Origin of the sequence: Flavobacterium sp. W21_SRS_FM3, from assembly GCF_052113625.1 — a bacterium.
In the GTDB taxonomy this organism is placed as follows: domain Bacteria; phylum Bacteroidota; class Bacteroidia; order Flavobacteriales; family Flavobacteriaceae; genus Flavobacterium.
In genome coordinates this window covers 247,004-263,598 of record NZ_JBGQOD010000001.1, presented here as the reverse complement: position 1 = coordinate 263,598, position 16,595 = coordinate 247,004, and the positions used below count along the sequence as shown (strand labels likewise).

Genomic DNA, 16,595 nt, shown 5'->3' with positions numbered 1-16,595 from the left:
TTATATAGTTGCAATTGCTTTCTGAAGTCGGCTAATTGTTTCTTGTTTTCCTATAACTTCAACGATGTCAAAAAGGTGAGGTCCTTTAAGTGCTCCCACTAAACTCAAACGGAAAGGTTGCATTACTTTACCCATTCCAATTTCATTTTTGGTCATCCAGTCTTTTATTATTGTTTCAATATTCACAGAGGTAAAATCACTAATTTTTTCCAAAACACTAATTAGTTCTTGCATTAAAGCAGGAGTTTCTTCTTTCCAGTTTTTCTTGGCTTTTGCATCATACTCAGTAGGCGCTACAAAAAAGAAATCACTCATTTCCCAGAATTCTGATACAAAATGGGCACGTTCTTTTATTAATGAAACTATTTTGACTAAATCATATTTAGTGACATCTATATTTTTATCAATAAGAATAGGGGAGAAGGCTTTGGCTAAATCTTCCTCTTTTTGTATCATTAAATACTGGTGATTGAACCATTTGTTTTTCTCAGGATCAAATTTAGCACCCGCTTTGTGTACTCTATTCAAGTCAAATTTTTCAACGAGTTCTGCTAAGGTAAATATTTCTTGCTCTGTACCATCATTCCAACCAAGTAGCGCTAGGAAATTAACTACAGCTTCAGGGAAGAATCCGTTTTCTCTGTAACCCATCGATTTTGTCCCGTTAGAAGCATCTTCCCATTCTAGAGGAAACACAGGAAATCCTAACTTATCTCCATCACGTTTTGATAATTTCCCATTCCCAACTGGTTTTAATATTAAAGGCAGGTGAGCAAATTCTGGTGCATCCCAACCAAAGGCTCTATAAAGTAAAACGTGCAAAGGCATTGATGGCAACCATTCTTCACCACGGATAACATGTGAAGTTTCCATTAAGTGATCATCTACAATATTGGCTAAATGATAGGTAGGCATTCCATCACTTTTAAACAATACTTTGTCATCAAGTAAGCTAGTTTCAAATTTCACATCACCACGAATGATATCTTTTAAATGTAAAGTTTCAGCAACAGGAGTTTTAAAACGGATAACATAATGTTCTCCATCAGCAATACGTTTTTCAGTTTCTTCTTTTGAAAGTACTAATGAAGTATCTAATTTTTCTCTTATTGTATGGTTGTAGATAAATGTTTTTCCTTGTTCTTCATCCGCTTTTCTTTGTGCGTCTAAAGCTTCTGCTGTATCAAACGTATAATATGCCCAGCCAGAATGAATTAGTTGATCAGCATATTCTTTATACAAATGTTTTCTTTCGCTTTGACGGTAAGGACCAAATTTTTCATTTTTGCCAATAGTTTCATCTGGAGCAATTCCTAACCATTCTAATGCTTCCATAATATATGCTTCGGCACCTGGAACAAAGCGATTTTGATCAGTATCTTCGATTCTAAGATAAAAGGTACCGCCATTTTTTTTGGCAAATAAATAATTAAATAATGCGGTACGAACTCCGCCAATATGTAATGGCCCTGTAGGACTAGGTGCAAAACGCACACGAACTTGCTTTGACATTTTTGTAAATTTTGATGCAAAGATACAATTTCAATTACTCAATTTATTAATTTGAAAAAGGGATAATGCCATGATTTTCAAGATAGCTTTGTTTTAGTATTTTATTGTTGGTATAAATTGTTACTTTTATTGGTTATATAAATCAATTGTTAATTGTGGAAAGTTCAAATTTAATTTATCAAAAGCTAGAGGGCTTTATTAAGAAGTATTACCTAAATGAATTGATAAGAGGAACGGTACTCTTTATTGGTTTTGGTTTACTGTATTTTCTGCTGATACTTTTTATTGAATATTTTCTCTGGCTTAAGCCAATAGGGAGAACGTTTTTATTTTGGATTTTTATACTTTTTGAAGTTTTTCTACTTGTTCGTTTTATAGTTTTTCCCATCTTTAAATTGTTCAAATTACAAAAGGGACTTGGACACAGTGAAGCATCTATTATTATTGGTAACCATTTTGCTGACGTTAAGGATACTTTGACTAATTTTCTACAACTTTCTAATACCAATCCAGATGTAGAACATTCTGAATTATTACTAGCTTCGATTGCACAAAAGGCAAATGCTTTGCAACCCATCCCTTTTACAAATGCAGTTAATTTTAATTCGAACAAGAAATACCTTCCATTAGCTGTAGTTCCTGTTCTTCTTTTCTTGCTTTTTTATGTATCTGGTAATACTAATATTATTTCTCAAAGTTTTAATAGGGTAGTGCATTATGATGCTGCTTTTTTACCTCCAGCTCCTTTTCAATTTGTTGTTTTAAATAAAAGTTTGCTAACAGAACAGCATAAAGATTTTACAGTAAGGGTTAAAACTTTAGGGAATGTTGTTCCTGAAAACGTAATGATTTTTATAAACAATGAAAGTTATTTTTTAGAAAGTACTAAGGCGGGTGAATTTCAATATACTATTTCTAATCCAACGGCTAATATGCTGTTTCATCTTGAGGCTAATAAAGTTTCCTCCTCTGATTATGAATTGCAAGTTGTTCAAGTTCCCACTATTTCTAACTTCGAAATGCTATTAAAATTTCCAGCTTATTTACATAGGAAGTCTGAAATTAGTCAAGGCTCTGGTAATGCTGTGGTGCCTGAAGGCACAACTGTCACATGGAAAATTATAACAGAGGCAACTCAAAATGTGGTTTGGTCTCATCAAAATACGAGTTCGTCGTTTACAAAACAAGATAAAAGCTTTATTTTATCAAAAAATATTTTTCAAAACACAGATTATCAAATAATTACTTCAAATGCCAGTGTAAAAAATCACGAAAAACTAGATTATCAGCTCAATGTCATTAAAGATCAATATCCAAGTATAGAAGTAGGTACAGTTCCTGATAGTTTGCATGTAGATAAGAACTTTGTTTTAGGTAAAATAGCTGATGACTATGGCATCTCAAAATTAAACATTGTTTATTATCCAAATGGTAAAATAGCAAATGCTAAACGTGGAACAATTGCTGTCAAAGGTGGTAGCTATGATCAATTTGTTTTTTCTTTTCCAAGTAATTTAACCATTGAGAAGGGTGTAGATTATGAGTACTATTTTGAAGTCTATGATAATGATGCACTGCATAATTTTAAAAGTACTAAATCTTCAGTTTTCTCTAGTCGTATTGCTACCGACTCAGAAAAACAGCAGCAAATTCTTAATGAACAAAACAACAATATTAAAGGTTTAGAAAATTCATTAAATAAGCAAACCAAACAATTGTCTGAATTAGAAAAATTGCAAAAATCAGGTAAGGAAAAAGATAAATTTGAATTTAAAGATCAGCAAGAAGTAAAAGATTTTATTAAAAGGCAAAAGCAACAGGATGATTTAATGAAGCAGTTTACTGATAAAATGAAAGATAATTTAGATCAGTTTAAAGAGAATAAAAAAGACGATTTCAAAGAAGCTTTACAAAAACGTTTAGATAAAACCAATAAGGATCTTGAAGAAAATAATAAACTATTAGACGAGTTAAAAGATCTTAATGATAAAATAAAGAATGAAGAGTTGCTTTCTAAATTAGATATATTCAAGCAAAATAGTAAAAATCAAGTCAAAAATTTAAAACAATTAGTAGAGCTTACGAAGAAATATTATGTTGAAAAGAAAGCTGAGCAAATTGCAGATAAGCTATCTAAGTTGGCAGACAAGCAAAATAAACTTGCTGAAGATTCTGATAAAAACAATTTAGAAAAACAAGGCCAGGTGAACAAGGATTTTGATGCTATTCAACAAGAATTGAAGGATCTTAAAAAAGAAAACCAGAATTTACAATCTCCTATTTCTATTCCTAACGATGCTGATAAGGAGAAAAGTATAGATGAGGATTTGAATAAAGCGATGGAACAGCTACAAAAATCAAACAAAGAAAAAGCTGCTCCTAAGCAAAAAAGTGCTGCTAAGACGATGAAGTCTATGGCTAACAAAATGTCTGAAAGTTTGGAATCAGGTTCAAAAGAACAATTAGAAGCAGATGTGAAAACTTTACGACAAATATTAGATAATTTATTAGCATTTTCACTTTCCCAAGAAGAGCTAATGAAGCAGGTAAAAAGCTTAAAAGTTTCTTCTCCTGCGGTGAGTAAAAAAATAAAATGGCAACAAGATTTAAAAGAACAATTCAAACATATTGATGATAGTTTATTTGCCATGTCGCTACGTAATCCTAAAATTGCTGAAGAGGTTACTGTAGAAGTTGGGAATATGCAATATAATATAGACAAGTCATTAGATAGTTTTACTGATACTCAATTTGGGAAAGGAGTTTCTCACCAGCAGTATACCATTTCTGCTGCTAATAAATTGGGCGATTTTTTAAGTAATATATTAAATAGCATGCAGATGAGTTTGTCTAATCCGGGTTCTGGTAATCCTAAACCTGGTCAAGGGGCAGGAATGCAATTGCCTGATATTATACAAAAGCAGGATGGTCTTACTGATAAAATAAAAAAGGGTATTGAATCTGGAAAAGATCCTGGAGATAAAAAAGGTGAAATGCCAGCTAATGGTGCTGAGTCTGGAAAAGATGGTGAAGGTGATGCAAAAGCTATTTTAGAGATTTATAAAGAGCAACAATTATTAAGGGAATCTCTTGAAAACGAATTAAAAAAACAAGGATTATCGAGAGATGGAATGAATGCTATGGAACTTATGAAGCAATTGGAAAAGCAATTACTGTCTAAAGGTTTCAATAATGAGACGATTCAAAAAGCTGTAAATATTAATCGTGAATTATTGAAATTAGATTCCGCGATTAAGGAGCAAGGAGAAGATAACAAGCGCCAGTCTGAAAGTAATAAAAAAGAGTTTTCTAATAATTCTAAACCACTGCCAAACGCCTTGTTAGATTATTTAAATAGCATAGAGATTTTAAATAGACAATCATTACCTTTGCGCTCCAATTTTAACCAGAAGGTTCAAGAATATTTTAATAAAAAATGATCAATTTTAATTACGAGAATGAGTTTACTCTAGACAATGAAGCCGCTATCACTAATTGGCTTTCTCAAGTTATTGTCTCAGAAAACAAGAAAGAAGGTGAGATTAATTACATATTTTGTGATGACGAATATTTGCATAAAATCAATGTCGAGTATTTAGATCATGATACCTTGACTGATGTGATTAGTTTTGATTACACGATGGGAAATGAAATTAGCGGTGATTGTTTTATATCCGTGGAGCGTGTTAAGGATAATGCGACAGACTTTAAGGTATCATTTGACGAAGAATTAAGACGTGTTATTGTTCATGGTTTATTACACTATTGTGGTTATAAAGACAAAACCGTAGCAGATGAAGTTACAATGAGAAGCAAGGAAGATGAAAAGTTACTGTTGTTCCACGTGAAACAATAATTTATTCTGTCCTAAAATATACTTAATGTTTCACGTGGAACATTAGATATTTTTAATTTTGCAATTTACAAAGTTCCACGTGGAACAATTGGCAGTGCTATTATTTTGATTAAGAATTTAGTTGCTGTGTTTTAATACCACTCCCAATAAAACTGGGTTAATTTATAAGAATATGTTTCAAGAAGAATACGATGTTATTGTTGTAGGTGCGGGTCACGCTGGTTCAGAAGCTGCTGCCGCTGCTGCCAACTTAGGTTCAAAAACCTTATTGGTTACGATGAGTTTGCAAAATATAGCGCAAATGTCATGTAATCCTGCGATGGGTGGAATAGCTAAAGGGCAAATTGTACGGGAGATTGATGCGCTTGGTGGATACTCGGGAATAGTTTCGGATCGAACAGCAATTCAATTTAAAATGTTGAATAAGTCCAAAGGTCCTGCTATGTGGTCACCACGAGTTCAAAGTGATCGTATGCGTTTTGCCGAAGAGTGGAGAATGATGTTAGAGGGAACTCCTAATTTAGATTTTTATCAAGAAATGGTACAGGGGTTGATCATTGAAGATGGAAAGATAAAAGGAGTGCGAACTTCACTCGGAATTGAAATAAAAGGAAAGTCGGTTGTTTTGACTAATGGTACTTTTTTGAACGGTCTAATTCATGTAGGTGACAAACAATTTGGAGGAGGTAGGGCAGGAGAAGGAGCTGCTTATGGAATTACCGAAGATTTAATTAAAGCAGGTTTTGAATCGGGTAGAATGAAAACAGGGACACCTCCTCGTGTGGATGGTCGTTCTCTTGATTTTAGTAAAATGAATGAAGAGAAAGGGGATGCTAAACCAGATAAGTTTTCATACTCAGATATTACATCTCCATTGGTTCATCAAAGATCTTGTCATATGACGTATACTTCTCTTGATGTGCATGATATTTTAAGAGAAGGTTTTGATCGTTCCCCTATGTTTAATGGAAGAATTAAAAGTCTTGGCCCAAGATATTGTCCTTCTATCGAAGATAAAATAAATCGTTTTGCTGATAAAGAAAGACATCAATTATTTATTGAACCTGAAGGATGGAAGACTTGTGAAGTTTATGTAAATGGTTTTTCAACATCCCTTCCTGCTGACATCCAATTTAAAGCAATGCGTTCAGTAGCGGGTTTTGAAAAAGTACAGTTTTTGCGTCCCGGTTATGCCATCGAATACGATTATTTTCCACCAACGCAGTTAAAGCATACTTTAGAAACTAAGTTAGTTGAAGGTTTGTATTTTGCTGGACAGATTAATGGAACTACCGGTTATGAAGAAGCAGCCTCTCAGGGATTAATGGCGGGTATCAATGCGCATTTGAAAGTGAATGAAAAAGCACCATTAATTCTAAAAAGAGACGAAGCTTATATGGGTGTTTTAATTGATGATTTGATCACTAAAGGAACCGAAGAGCCTTATAGAATGTTTACTTCACGTGCTGAATATAGAACTTTATTAAGACAAGATAATGCCGATTTCAGATTAACACCAATGTCATATGAAATAGGTTTGGCTTCGGAAGCGCGTTTGCGTAGAATGGAGCACAAATTAAAAGAATCTGAAAAATTGGTTGCCTTTTTTAGAGAGTCTAGTATTTCTATGGCTGAAGCAAATCCTATTTTAGAATCCAAAGGAACCGCTTTGATTTCGCAAGGAGATAAAATGTTCAAGGTCTTTTCTCGTCCACAAATTGACTTAACGGATATGATGAAGTTTGATAAAGTGAAAACATACGTTGAAGAAAATGATGTGGATCAGGAAATTTTGGAACAAGCAGAAATTCAAGTTAAGTATTCAGGTTATATAGAAAAGGAACGTAACAATGCTGATAAATTGACACGACTTGAAGATGTGAAGATACCAGAAGATTTTGATTATCATAAAATTAAATCTATGTCAATTGAAGCTAAGCAAAAGTTGACTAAGATTAGACCCATAACGATATCACAAGCATCAAGAATAAGTGGAGTTTCGCCAAGTGATATTTCTGTATTATTGATTTACATGGGAAGGTAGAGAAGGATTCAATTTTAAATTTTGAGATAGAAGTAGAATGACTCATAATATCTCTATTTAAATTTTGTTCCACGTGAAACTACGCTCAAAACCCTTGTAGTACTTGAATAGTTTTAAAAATAAATACATTAAATCCCTGAAAGCACTTTAAATGTTTTTAGGGTTTGGTTTGAAAAATATAAATAGTATATAATTTAATAAATGGACATTTCTAATAAAAAGCATTTTCTAACTGTAAAAGATCATTCCGTTTCAAAAGAAATTTTTGAACTATATCACGATGAAAATCTAGATATGTTAATTACACATCCGCAACCCAGTATTGCAACTCTTGGAAAATATTACGAAAGCGAGGATTACATTTCACATACGGATAGTAAAAGATCCTTGTTTGAAAAAGCGTATCATTTTGTAAAAAATATTGCTTTAAAAAACAAACTGGATCTTATAAATTCACTGCAACCAGCAAAAGGGCGTATTTTAGATATTGGTGCTGGAACAGGAGAATTTTTGTCGGTCGCTAAAAATAATGGCTGGCAAACTATAGGAGTGGAGCCAAATGAAAAAGCGAAAGCAATAGGCAGTAGTAAAGGTGTTGATTTTGTAAATGAAACACTAGAATTACAAAATCACTCTTTTGACGTAATTACGATGTGGCATGTGTTAGAACATGTACCAAACTTAGAACAACAAATTACAGAATTGAAAAGATTGTTAAAACCAAATGGTTCGTTAATAATTGCTGTACCCAATTTTAAATCGTACGATGCTATACATTATCAATCTTATTGGGCAGCCTACGATGTGCCAATTCACTTTTGGCACTTTTCTAAAAAATCTATAAAACTGCTTTTTGCAAAAGAAAAAATGAAACTCGAAAAAATTCTTCCTATGAAGTTTGACTCATTTTATGTGAGTTTACTATCTGAGAAATACAAATCAGGAAATATGAATTATGTTAAAGCAATATATGTAGGTTTGAAATCAAATCTATTAGCTATCACTAGTAAAGAGTATTCCTCTCATATTTACGTACTCAAAAACAGTTAAAAATCAATTTAAGGCTTATTTAAAGGCTGAATTGCTATCAAAAAGTATATTATGTGTGCTTTTTATAAATTTTAGCTTAAAAAAGCGCTATTAAAGTCAATTTTAATAAGAATAAATTATTGAAAGTAAAATAGTAATAGTAAAACCTAATGATCTAAATAATTTCTAATTTTTAAAGTTTTTTAGGTTACTATCTATTTTTTTATATTTTTGTCGTACACACATTAAATTACAAAATAAACCAAAATGAAAAAAGTATTATTAATTATCGCAATGTCTATTTCAGTTGTTGCTTGTAACAAGACTGCAGAAGTTAAAGAAGTAAAAACAGCTTACGTGGATACGTCGGTATTAATGAAAGAATATACAGAGGCTAAAGATCTTGAAGCAAAATATAAAGCACAGTCTGAAGAAAAAGGAAGACAGCTAGAGGCAGAAATTAACCGTTTTAAACAAGACGCTGCTAATTTTCAAAAGCAAGCTCAAGCTAATGGTCAAGAATGGGCTCAAAAAAGAGGAGCTGAATTGCAAAAAAGAGAACAACAACTAAGCTACGCACAACAAGCATTGTCTCAACAATTACAACAAGAAAGTGGTGCAGAAATGGATACTTTAGTTACAGGAGTTAAAAAATTCATCAAAGCTTACGGTAAAGAAAAAGGTTATGCTTATATCTATGGTACAGGTGATGCGGCTTCAGTATTATACGCTGAGGAAAAATACGACATCACAAAAGATATTGTAAAAGCATTAAATGACAAATATAAGTCTACTGCTAAAGCAGCTGATAAAGAAGAAGAAAAAGAAGAGGCTAAAAAATAGTTCTTTTTTTTAGTTTAATTAAAAGCCTTCATTCTATGATAAGAATGAAGGCTTTTTTAATTGGTTATTTTCTAAGTTTGATCAATTTAATTCCTTTAAAAAATTCTTACTTTTACTTGATTTTAAAAACATTGCAGTAGTCACTTACATGCCATCTTATTACTATTAAATTTAATCGCCTAATGCAAACCATTTCTGAAGCTGCTGCTTATACTTTACAATTTATCAATCAAACGCAGCGTTCTGTTTTTTTAACAGGGAAAGCGGGTACTGGAAAAACAACGCTTTTACGGGAAATTATAGAAACAACCCATAAGAATACTGTGGTTGTAGCACCTACAGGAATCGCCGCTTTAAATGCTGGTGGAGTGACCATTCATTCGATGTTCCAATTGCCTTTTGGAGGATTTATTCCCGCATTTAATGTCGACTCTCAATTTACAGATACCGTGAAGTTTGAATCTAAGGATACTTTGCGCAGGCATTTTAAAATGAGTGGTTTAAAGAAATCGGTGATTCGAAATATGGAACTGCTGGTAATTGATGAAGTAAGTATGCTCCGTGCTGATTTACTGGATGCTATGGATTATATGATGCAAACCGTTCGTAAAAAAGCTAGCCCTTTTGGTGGTGTACAAGTGTTATATATAGGAGATTTACTACAGTTGCCACCGGTTATTCGTGATGAAGAGTGGCGTATTTTGCGTAATTACTACAAAGGAAAATTCTTTTTCCACTCACACGCTGTACAAATAAGTCCGCCTTTATATATAGAATTATCTAAAATTTACCGTCAAACGGATACCGACTTTATTTCGGTATTGAACAATTTACGCAACAATCAGATTTCGCAGCAAGATGTTGCTGTGCTGAATCAGTACGTTAAACCTGATTTTGACCTGAAAGAAAATAAAGGTTACATCACATTGACCACTCATAATGCAAAAGCCGATGCAATGAATGCACAGGCACTTGAAGATTTGAAAGGAGAGTTGATCACTTACAAACCAGAAATTGTTGGTGATTTTCCAGAGAAGATTTATCCAATTGAATCACAGTTACAATTAAAAATTGGTGCACAAGTGATGTTTGTAAAAAACGATTTATCTTTTGAAAAAAATTATTTCAACGGTAAAATGGGTATAATCAAATATCTGGGTATGCAAGAAATCACTGTGTATTTTCCAGATGAAGATAAAACAATAGAAGTAGATAAGTACGAGTGGCAAAATATTCGTTATAAAGTAGATCCCACCACAAAGGAAATAGAGGAGGAAGTATTAGGCACTTTTGTACATTATCCTATAAAGCTGGCTTGGGCAATAACGGTACATAAAAGTCAAGGTTTGACTTTTGACAAAGCTGCGATTGATGTTTCGCAAGTTTTTATGCCTGGACAAGCATATGTTGCTTTGTCACGTTTACGTTCACTAGAGGGGCTAATTTTACTCTCTCCGCTACGAATGAACGGAATTTCTAATGACCAAGATGTGATGGATTATGCCCAGAATAAGGCTACTGAGGAGCTCTTGAAAAACTCATTGCATTTTGAAACTAAAAATTTTATTCATAACTATTTGATAAACAGTTTTGATTGGGCTGATTTGGCTCAAGAATGGCGCAATCATAAATACAGTTATTCGGAGAAATCTGAAAGTTCAGAGAAATCTAAGCATGCCTTGTGGGCTACAAAACAATTAGATGCTATGGATGGGCTTTTGGATCCATCCAAAAAATTTATTCATCAGCTCAATAAAATTTTTAATACAGAAACTGTCGACTTAATACATGTGTCAGAAAGAATCCAGGCTGCCTTTGATTATTTCTTACAACCTATGGATGATTTAGTTTTTGAAATTTTATGGAAACTTGAGGAAGTCAAGCGCGTCAAGAAAGTCAAAGCTTTCTATGAGGAATTGAGCGTTCTGGAAGAGTTGCAAACCAAAGCTGTATTGCGATTAATGAAAGCTAAATTACTGATTGAAACCGTAGTTGCTGGCGAAACCATTTCGAAAGAAAAACTAACTTCTGATGAAATCAAGAAATACATTCCTAGGAAAAAAGAAGCCATAGAAAAGCAATTCAAGAAAGTACATGTGACGCTGATTGAAGATGATAAAGACTTGGAACGCTATACATCAAAGAAAAAGACGGATAAAAAAGCACCCAAAAAATCAACTGTAGAAGAAACATACGACTTGTGGATAGCTAAAAATTCTATTCAAGATATAGCGACCATTCGTAAATTAACACCACAAACCATAGAAAGCCATTTGGTTAAACTTATTCAGTCCAAGAAAATCAATGTTCAAGACATCTTAGCTGAGGATAAGATAATTGAGTTGACTGGAGCTTTTAAACATTATAAGGAAGAATCGCTTAGCCCTATGAAGGAACAATTTGGTGAGAAATACAGTTGGGATGAACTTAGAATGTTCAAGGCAAGTTTGAATTAGTTTTATAATTAGGAGCAAAACATACCAAGTTTTAAGAATGATTGCTCCCGCTATACGTTGCAATCTTTTCTTTTTTTAAGAACAAAAGTAAAGGATTTTCACTGCTATCGGGGCTATAGATTTTATATATTTATTTCATTCTTGAATTTAGAAATATAGCACATAGCTTCAATGAATCAACTAGATGTCTTTAGATTAAAAATCTTGTAAAAATCCCATTTTCTACGGTATTATTACTACGATTATTTTTAAAGAAATCATTTTCAAATTAAATGAAAACTAGATGGAACAGCGGCACTAGCATAATAAAGTAGGCTTAAATGCTATGTGCTTTTTTAAAGTTTAAATACACTAATCAGCCGAAAGCTTCCAAATTCTATAACATTAGAATTCAGTAAAACAAGCAAGAAACCAATTCAATACTGTATTTTTGCGGAATGCAAAAAAACAGTAAGACTTCTCAATTTGAATTCGTAGCATTAATGGCTTCATTAATGTCAGTGGTGGCATTAGCCATTGATGCACTCTTACCCGCGCTAGAGATTATTGGAATAACCATTGGTACAACTAACGTAGTTGACAATCAATTACTCATCACCATGATCTTTCTTGGTCTGGGATTTGGACCGCTAGTTTTTGGACCGCTTTCAGATAGCTTAGGGAGAAAACCAGTAGTATATATGGGTTTTGGCTTGTTTATTATCGCCAGCTTTATTTGTGTCAATGCCCAAAGTTTAGAAATGATGGTCATAGGGAGGATTTTGCAAGGAATAGGTCTTTCGGCTCCTAGAACGATCAGCATTGCTATAATTCGTGACATGTACAGTGGTGATTATATGGCGCGTATAATGTCATTTGTGACCGTGGTATTTATACTCGTTCCCGTGGTTGCTCCTGCAATGGGCAAATTCGTTCTCGATTATTATAACTGGCATGGCATTTTTTACATTCAAGTCATTATCAGTCTTCTGGTTTCTTTATGGTTTTTTAAACGCCAGCCTGAAACGCTGTCTATTGAAAACAAGAAAGTTTTTTCGAGTAAAGGATTTATAGGAGAATTTAAAGAATTGCTAAAATTTAAAAAGACTATAGGTTTCACAATAATCTCTGGATTTATTACAGGATCATTTATGGTTTACCTAAGTAGTTCCCAACAGATTTTTCAGAACCAATACAACCTTCAGGAAGAATTTCCATACATTTTTGCTGGACTAGCTATTGCAATTGGTGCAGCAGTTTTTTTAAATGGAGTCCTAGTTTTAAAATACGGAATGGAGAAATTGATTACCGTTGCTCTTATCTCTTTCTTTGTGGTTTCAGCGGTATATGTTGGCCTGTTTTATAATAGCCCTAATCCTGATGTGCGCATCTTGCTGCTGTTTTTTGCTTTGCAATTTTTTAGTATTGGTTTCCTCTTTGGGAATGTACGTGCTATGGCGATGGAGCCTGTGGGTCACATTGCAGGGATCGCAGCAGCAGTAACGGGCTTTATTTCAACTATCATGGCAGTACCCATCAGTATCTATATTGGTCGCTTTATTGCTGATACGGCCTTGCCGTTGTTTATAGGTTTTTCTGTCTGTGCAGCGTTAGCTATTTCTTTATTAATGTATTTAAAAATAGACGAGAAAAGAAGATTTACACAACTCTAACGTTCCAGATATTTAAAACGGAATGTTAAAAATCGTTAATAATTTTTATATAACAAAGCAGTTGCTTAGTTTTGCATCAGAATTAAAATAGTCATGGCTAGAAGTAAACAATATAACGAACAAGAAGTAATAGAAAAAGCAATGTCTTTATTCTGGCGCAATGGGTATGAGAATACCTCCGTACGTATGTTGGAAAAGGAAATGGGTATCAATCAATTTTCTATTTACGCCAGTTTTGGTAGTAAACACGGGGTTTTTTTAGAAAGTTTAAAATGTTATAAGAGCAAAGTCTTTGCTATTTTCGAAAAATTACAAAACGGAACAGACGGGGTTAATGACATAAAAACTTTTTTTTATGATTCAGTTGCTTTTCCAGCTACCGTTGGGGAACAAAAAGGTTGTTTATTAACCAATACTTACAATGAGTTTGCTGATACTGAAGACCAAATCATTCAGGATCAAATGACCGAATTTATGAATAACCTTAAAACAATTTTCATAAAAAAATTAAAAACAAATACTTCTAAGGATGATGCTACCATAGAAAAACAAGCGAACTATCTACTATTAGCAAAACATGGTTTAGCAGCAGCGACTAGGGTAAACAGTTCTAAAGAAATTGAGGATTATATTGAATTAACTTTCAGTAACATCTAGGCTTTTTTTTTGACTATAAACTAAGCAATTGCTTAGAAATAACGTAACAGTAATAATAATATTTAAAATTAAAACGTATGACCACTTTAAAAGTTCACAACATCGAGTCAGCACCAGAAGGTAGCAAAGCATTATTAGAGAATTCTCAAAAAGCATATGGAATGATTCCTGGGCTTCACGGCGTTTTAGCGGGGGCTCCAGGAATACTTCAAGCCTACCAGACTTTACATGAATTATTTGTGAATAGCTCCTTCAATGAAGAAGAGTTGACAGTAGTATGGCAAACAATTAACGTTGAGCACGCCTGTCATTATTGCGTACCCGCGCATACGGGAATAGCGGCGATGATGAAAGTAGACAATGATATCACCGAATCTTTGCGTAATGAAACTGCTTTGGCCAACACCAAATTAGAAGCCTTACGCACTATGACCTTATCAATTGTCCGCAATCGTGGACAAGTTGCTCAAGCAGAACTTGATGCATTTTACACAGCAGGTTACGGAGAACAACAACTATTAGAAATCATTCTTGGATTGTCTCAAAAAATAATTAGTAATTACACTAACCACATTGCAAATACGCCAGTTGACGCGGCATTTAAGAAATTTGCTTGGTCAAAATAAACAGTCAATACACCTAATTTTAAACCTTATTTTATTTGGGCAGCTATTCCGCGCTCCGTTCCCGCTTTTATTGTTGCGCTCCGCTGCACAATAAAGAGCTCCACTCAGCTCAGGCTGTGGGATCGTGATTGAATACTGTTCCTTATTTTAGATAAGAGATGTGATTGTAATACAATGATAAAATAGACAGTATGATAAAAGTAAGTGTAATGTATCCTAACAGTAGCGATACAAAATTTGATACCCATTATTATAAAAACTCACATCTCCCTATGGTGGCTGAGTCTCTGGGCAGTGCTTTAAAAGGTATGGAATTTTCAGTGGGAATTGCAGGCAGAGTTCCAGGCGAAAAAGCGCCTTATGTAGCTGTTGTCGATTTAAAATTTGACTCGGTTGCCTCGTTTCAAGCGGCTTTTGCTCCTCATGCGGCAAAATTTGCTGCAGATGTCCCTAACTACACAAATGTTGAAGGGGAAATTCAAATTAGTGAAATTCTTTAATATTTTAGTACAGATCAACTAACAGCTAAAAGCGATTTAGGATTCTTTCGTTAGCCGCTACCGTTATTTGGACAAAACAAGCTGTATAAGCACGAATTCTGGATTAAACAATATTTATTAGCTAAATGAGGTAATTAATGCGTTAAAACGTATAAAAAAGAGGATTGGGTGTGCTTTTAGATCCATCTGATCTAGTTTTTTTCTTTACGCGTTACTATTAAGAAATTTGAGTGCTGTATTTTGAAAAGCTGTGGTTTCTTGTGATATTGCTTTAGCTAATGGCTATAGAATAATTCTTTTTGAAAAGGAGTCCCGGTAGCCCAGATCGAAGCGACATCCTCTTATGGCATCCCGATACTTATCGGGAGCCATAAGAGATACAGTGTAGAGCTGGAAAAAGCTTCAAAAAAAAATACCCCCAAGTAGCATAACGCTTTTTGGGGGTATTTTAAATTGTAAATGAAATTCGTTTTACAAAGACTCAATCAAAAGCCACGCTTCTGGATTATCCTTTTTTTGAATTTCTCTTTTTGCTTGTTCTGCTTCAGCAAATGTTGCATAACTTCCGTACAATACGGGATACAAACCATGTTTATTAGGAGCTATTTTGCGCGCTTTGTATCCTAATTCAGACAAACGTTTATAAATTTTTTCAGCATTTTTTTCTTCTCTAAAAGCACCTGCTACTACATGGTAAGGCATTTTTCCTTCTTTGATAGAAAGTGTCACTGCCGGCATAGGGTTTTTGATAAAAAAGGTAGCTTCTTGAATTTTATTTTCAACTTGTTTTTGAACAGCTGATTCTACTAGAATAGTTTCTGTGGCAATTTGGTTCTGGTAAATTGGATAGCCAACACTTCCAATTAAACCTAAGCCCAAAACAAAAATAGCAGCATATTTTAAATAAGATGGTGTACTTCTTTCTTCTGGTTCAAAAGCAATTACTTCTTTTTCCTCAAGAGAATCAATTTTTTGTTCAAAGATTTCTCTTTTCACTACGGGAGAAACAAACGAACTCAAACCAAACGAACTGGATAAATAATTCATTTGATCAGATGGTTTGAAAACCAAATTATTATCTTGGTTAAGCGTGATCTCACCAATGTTTTTAATAGACAAAGTTCCATTTTCCTCTAAGGCCTTTTTCCAGCTCACTACTTCATATTGAATAGCGCTTACGGCATAGTCGTAAGAAGTCTTTTCTGATTGAGCTATGTGATTGGCTAATAGACCATCATTGTTTTTCAAATTTGCATTGAAAGAAATCATTTTTTTTGGTGGAAAAAATGAATTTGCGCTTTCAACCCACTGTGCCGACTGAATTTCGGTCAAAAAAGCACCGAAACCGGGAACGGTAACACACTGGTAACGATATAAAAGCTGGGCGATGTAAGGTTGGATATTCATACTTACAAAGTTA

12 protein-coding genes are annotated in these 16,595 nt (G+C 33.7%); 10 read left to right on the top strand and 2 right to left on the bottom strand.

Translation table 11 applies throughout. The annotated features are described in order from the left end of the window. Entirely contained in the window at positions 1–1,512 is a 1,512-nt protein-coding gene (gene gltX / locus ACEN2K_RS01165) for a glutamate--tRNA ligase (RefSeq protein WP_441757476.1), read from the bottom strand. 155 nt (positions 1,513–1,667) lie between these two features. On the opposite strand from gltX, the gene ACEN2K_RS01160 reads away from it, so the two are divergent. The 10 genes from ACEN2K_RS01160 to ACEN2K_RS01115 all read left to right on the top strand — a co-directional run bounded on the left by ACEN2K_RS01160 (position 1,668) and on the right by ACEN2K_RS01115 (position 15,175). After that, on the top strand, positions 1,668–4,952 hold the full coding sequence (locus ACEN2K_RS01160; RefSeq protein WP_441757475.1) for a hypothetical protein: 3,285 nt from the start codon (positions 1,668–1,670) through the stop codon (positions 4,950–4,952). After that, complete coding sequence (gene ybeY, locus ACEN2K_RS01155) at positions 4,949–5,368, top strand: rRNA maturation RNase YbeY (RefSeq protein WP_441757474.1); 420 nt, start codon at positions 4,949–4,951, stop codon at positions 5,366–5,368. The genes ACEN2K_RS01160 and ybeY overlap by 4 nt, the downstream gene beginning before the upstream one ends. A gap of 172 nt (positions 5,369–5,540) precedes the next feature. After that, on the top strand, positions 5,541–7,412 hold the full coding sequence (gene mnmG, locus ACEN2K_RS01150; protein ID WP_441757473.1) for a tRNA uridine-5-carboxymethylaminomethyl(34) synthesis enzyme MnmG: 1,872 nt from the start codon (positions 5,541–5,543) through the stop codon (positions 7,410–7,412). A 201-nt stretch (positions 7,413–7,613) separates the two neighbouring features. Further along, a complete protein-coding gene (locus tag ACEN2K_RS01145) occupies positions 7,614–8,462 on the top strand; it encodes a class I SAM-dependent methyltransferase (RefSeq protein ID WP_441757472.1) in 849 nt (282 codons plus the stop codon). A gap of 246 nt (positions 8,463–8,708) precedes the next feature. Further along, the gene (locus ACEN2K_RS01140; RefSeq protein WP_441757471.1) at positions 8,709–9,284 is read left to right on the top strand and encodes an OmpH family outer membrane protein; all 576 of its coding nucleotides are present in this window, start codon (positions 8,709–8,711) and stop codon (positions 9,282–9,284) included. Positions 9,285–9,466: 182 nt separating this feature from the next. After that, positions 9,467–11,740 (top strand): helix-turn-helix domain-containing protein, encoded by a 2,274-nt coding sequence (locus tag ACEN2K_RS01135; protein WP_441757470.1) that lies wholly within the window; start codon positions 9,467–9,469, stop codon positions 11,738–11,740. A 437-nt stretch (positions 11,741–12,177) separates the two neighbouring features. Then, entirely contained in the window at positions 12,178–13,392 is a 1,215-nt protein-coding gene (locus tag ACEN2K_RS01130) for a multidrug effflux MFS transporter (protein WP_441757469.1), read from the top strand. 93 nt (positions 13,393–13,485) lie between these two features. Beyond that, positions 13,486–14,049, top strand: a complete 564-nt coding sequence (locus ACEN2K_RS01125; protein ID WP_441757468.1) for a TetR/AcrR family transcriptional regulator — start codon at positions 13,486–13,488, stop codon at positions 14,047–14,049. Positions 14,050–14,126: 77 nt separating this feature from the next. Further along, positions 14,127–14,675, top strand: a complete 549-nt coding sequence (locus tag ACEN2K_RS01120) for a carboxymuconolactone decarboxylase family protein (protein ID WP_441757467.1) — start codon at positions 14,127–14,129, stop codon at positions 14,673–14,675. Between the two features lie 191 nt (positions 14,676–14,866). Then, on the top strand, positions 14,867–15,175 hold the full coding sequence (locus ACEN2K_RS01115) for an EthD family reductase (RefSeq protein WP_441757466.1): 309 nt from the start codon (positions 14,867–14,869) through the stop codon (positions 15,173–15,175). Positions 15,176–15,646: 471 nt separating this feature from the next. Here the strand turns inward: ACEN2K_RS01115 and ACEN2K_RS01110 are convergent, their stop codons facing one another. Continuing rightward, a complete protein-coding gene (locus ACEN2K_RS01110; RefSeq protein ID WP_441757465.1) occupies positions 15,647–16,582 on the bottom strand; it encodes an SPOR domain-containing protein in 936 nt (311 codons plus the stop codon). Positions 16,583–16,595: the final 13 nt, after the last annotated feature.

Bases quoted from the DNA above. Each gene is read 5' to 3' on its own strand.
- mnmG (WP_441757473.1), top strand. From the start codon at position 5,541: ATGTTTCAAGAAGAATACGATGTTATTGTTGTAGGTGCGGGTCACGCT.
- ACEN2K_RS01140 (WP_441757471.1), top strand. From the start codon at position 8,709: ATGAAAAAAGTATTATTAATTATCGCAATGTCTATTTCAGTTGTTGCT.
- gltX (WP_441757476.1), bottom strand. From the start codon at position 1,512: ATGTCAAAGCAAGTTCGTGTGCGTTTTGCACCTAGTCCTACAGGGCCA.
- ACEN2K_RS01125 (WP_441757468.1), top strand. From the start codon at position 13,486: ATGGCTAGAAGTAAACAATATAACGAACAAGAAGTAATAGAAAAAGCA.
- ACEN2K_RS01110 (WP_441757465.1), bottom strand. From the start codon at position 16,582: ATGAATATCCAACCTTACATCGCCCAGCTTTTATATCGTTACCAGTGT.
- ACEN2K_RS01115 (WP_441757466.1), top strand. From the start codon at position 14,867: ATGATAAAAGTAAGTGTAATGTATCCTAACAGTAGCGATACAAAATTT.
- ACEN2K_RS01135 (WP_441757470.1), top strand. From the start codon at position 9,467: ATGCAAACCATTTCTGAAGCTGCTGCTTATACTTTACAATTTATCAAT.
- ACEN2K_RS01130 (WP_441757469.1), top strand. From the start codon at position 12,178: ATGCAAAAAAACAGTAAGACTTCTCAATTTGAATTCGTAGCATTAATG.
- ACEN2K_RS01145 (WP_441757472.1), top strand. From the start codon at position 7,614: ATGGACATTTCTAATAAAAAGCATTTTCTAACTGTAAAAGATCATTCC.
- ACEN2K_RS01120 (WP_441757467.1), top strand. From the start codon at position 14,127: ATGACCACTTTAAAAGTTCACAACATCGAGTCAGCACCAGAAGGTAGC.
- ybeY (WP_441757474.1), top strand. From the start codon at position 4,949: ATGATCAATTTTAATTACGAGAATGAGTTTACTCTAGACAATGAAGCC.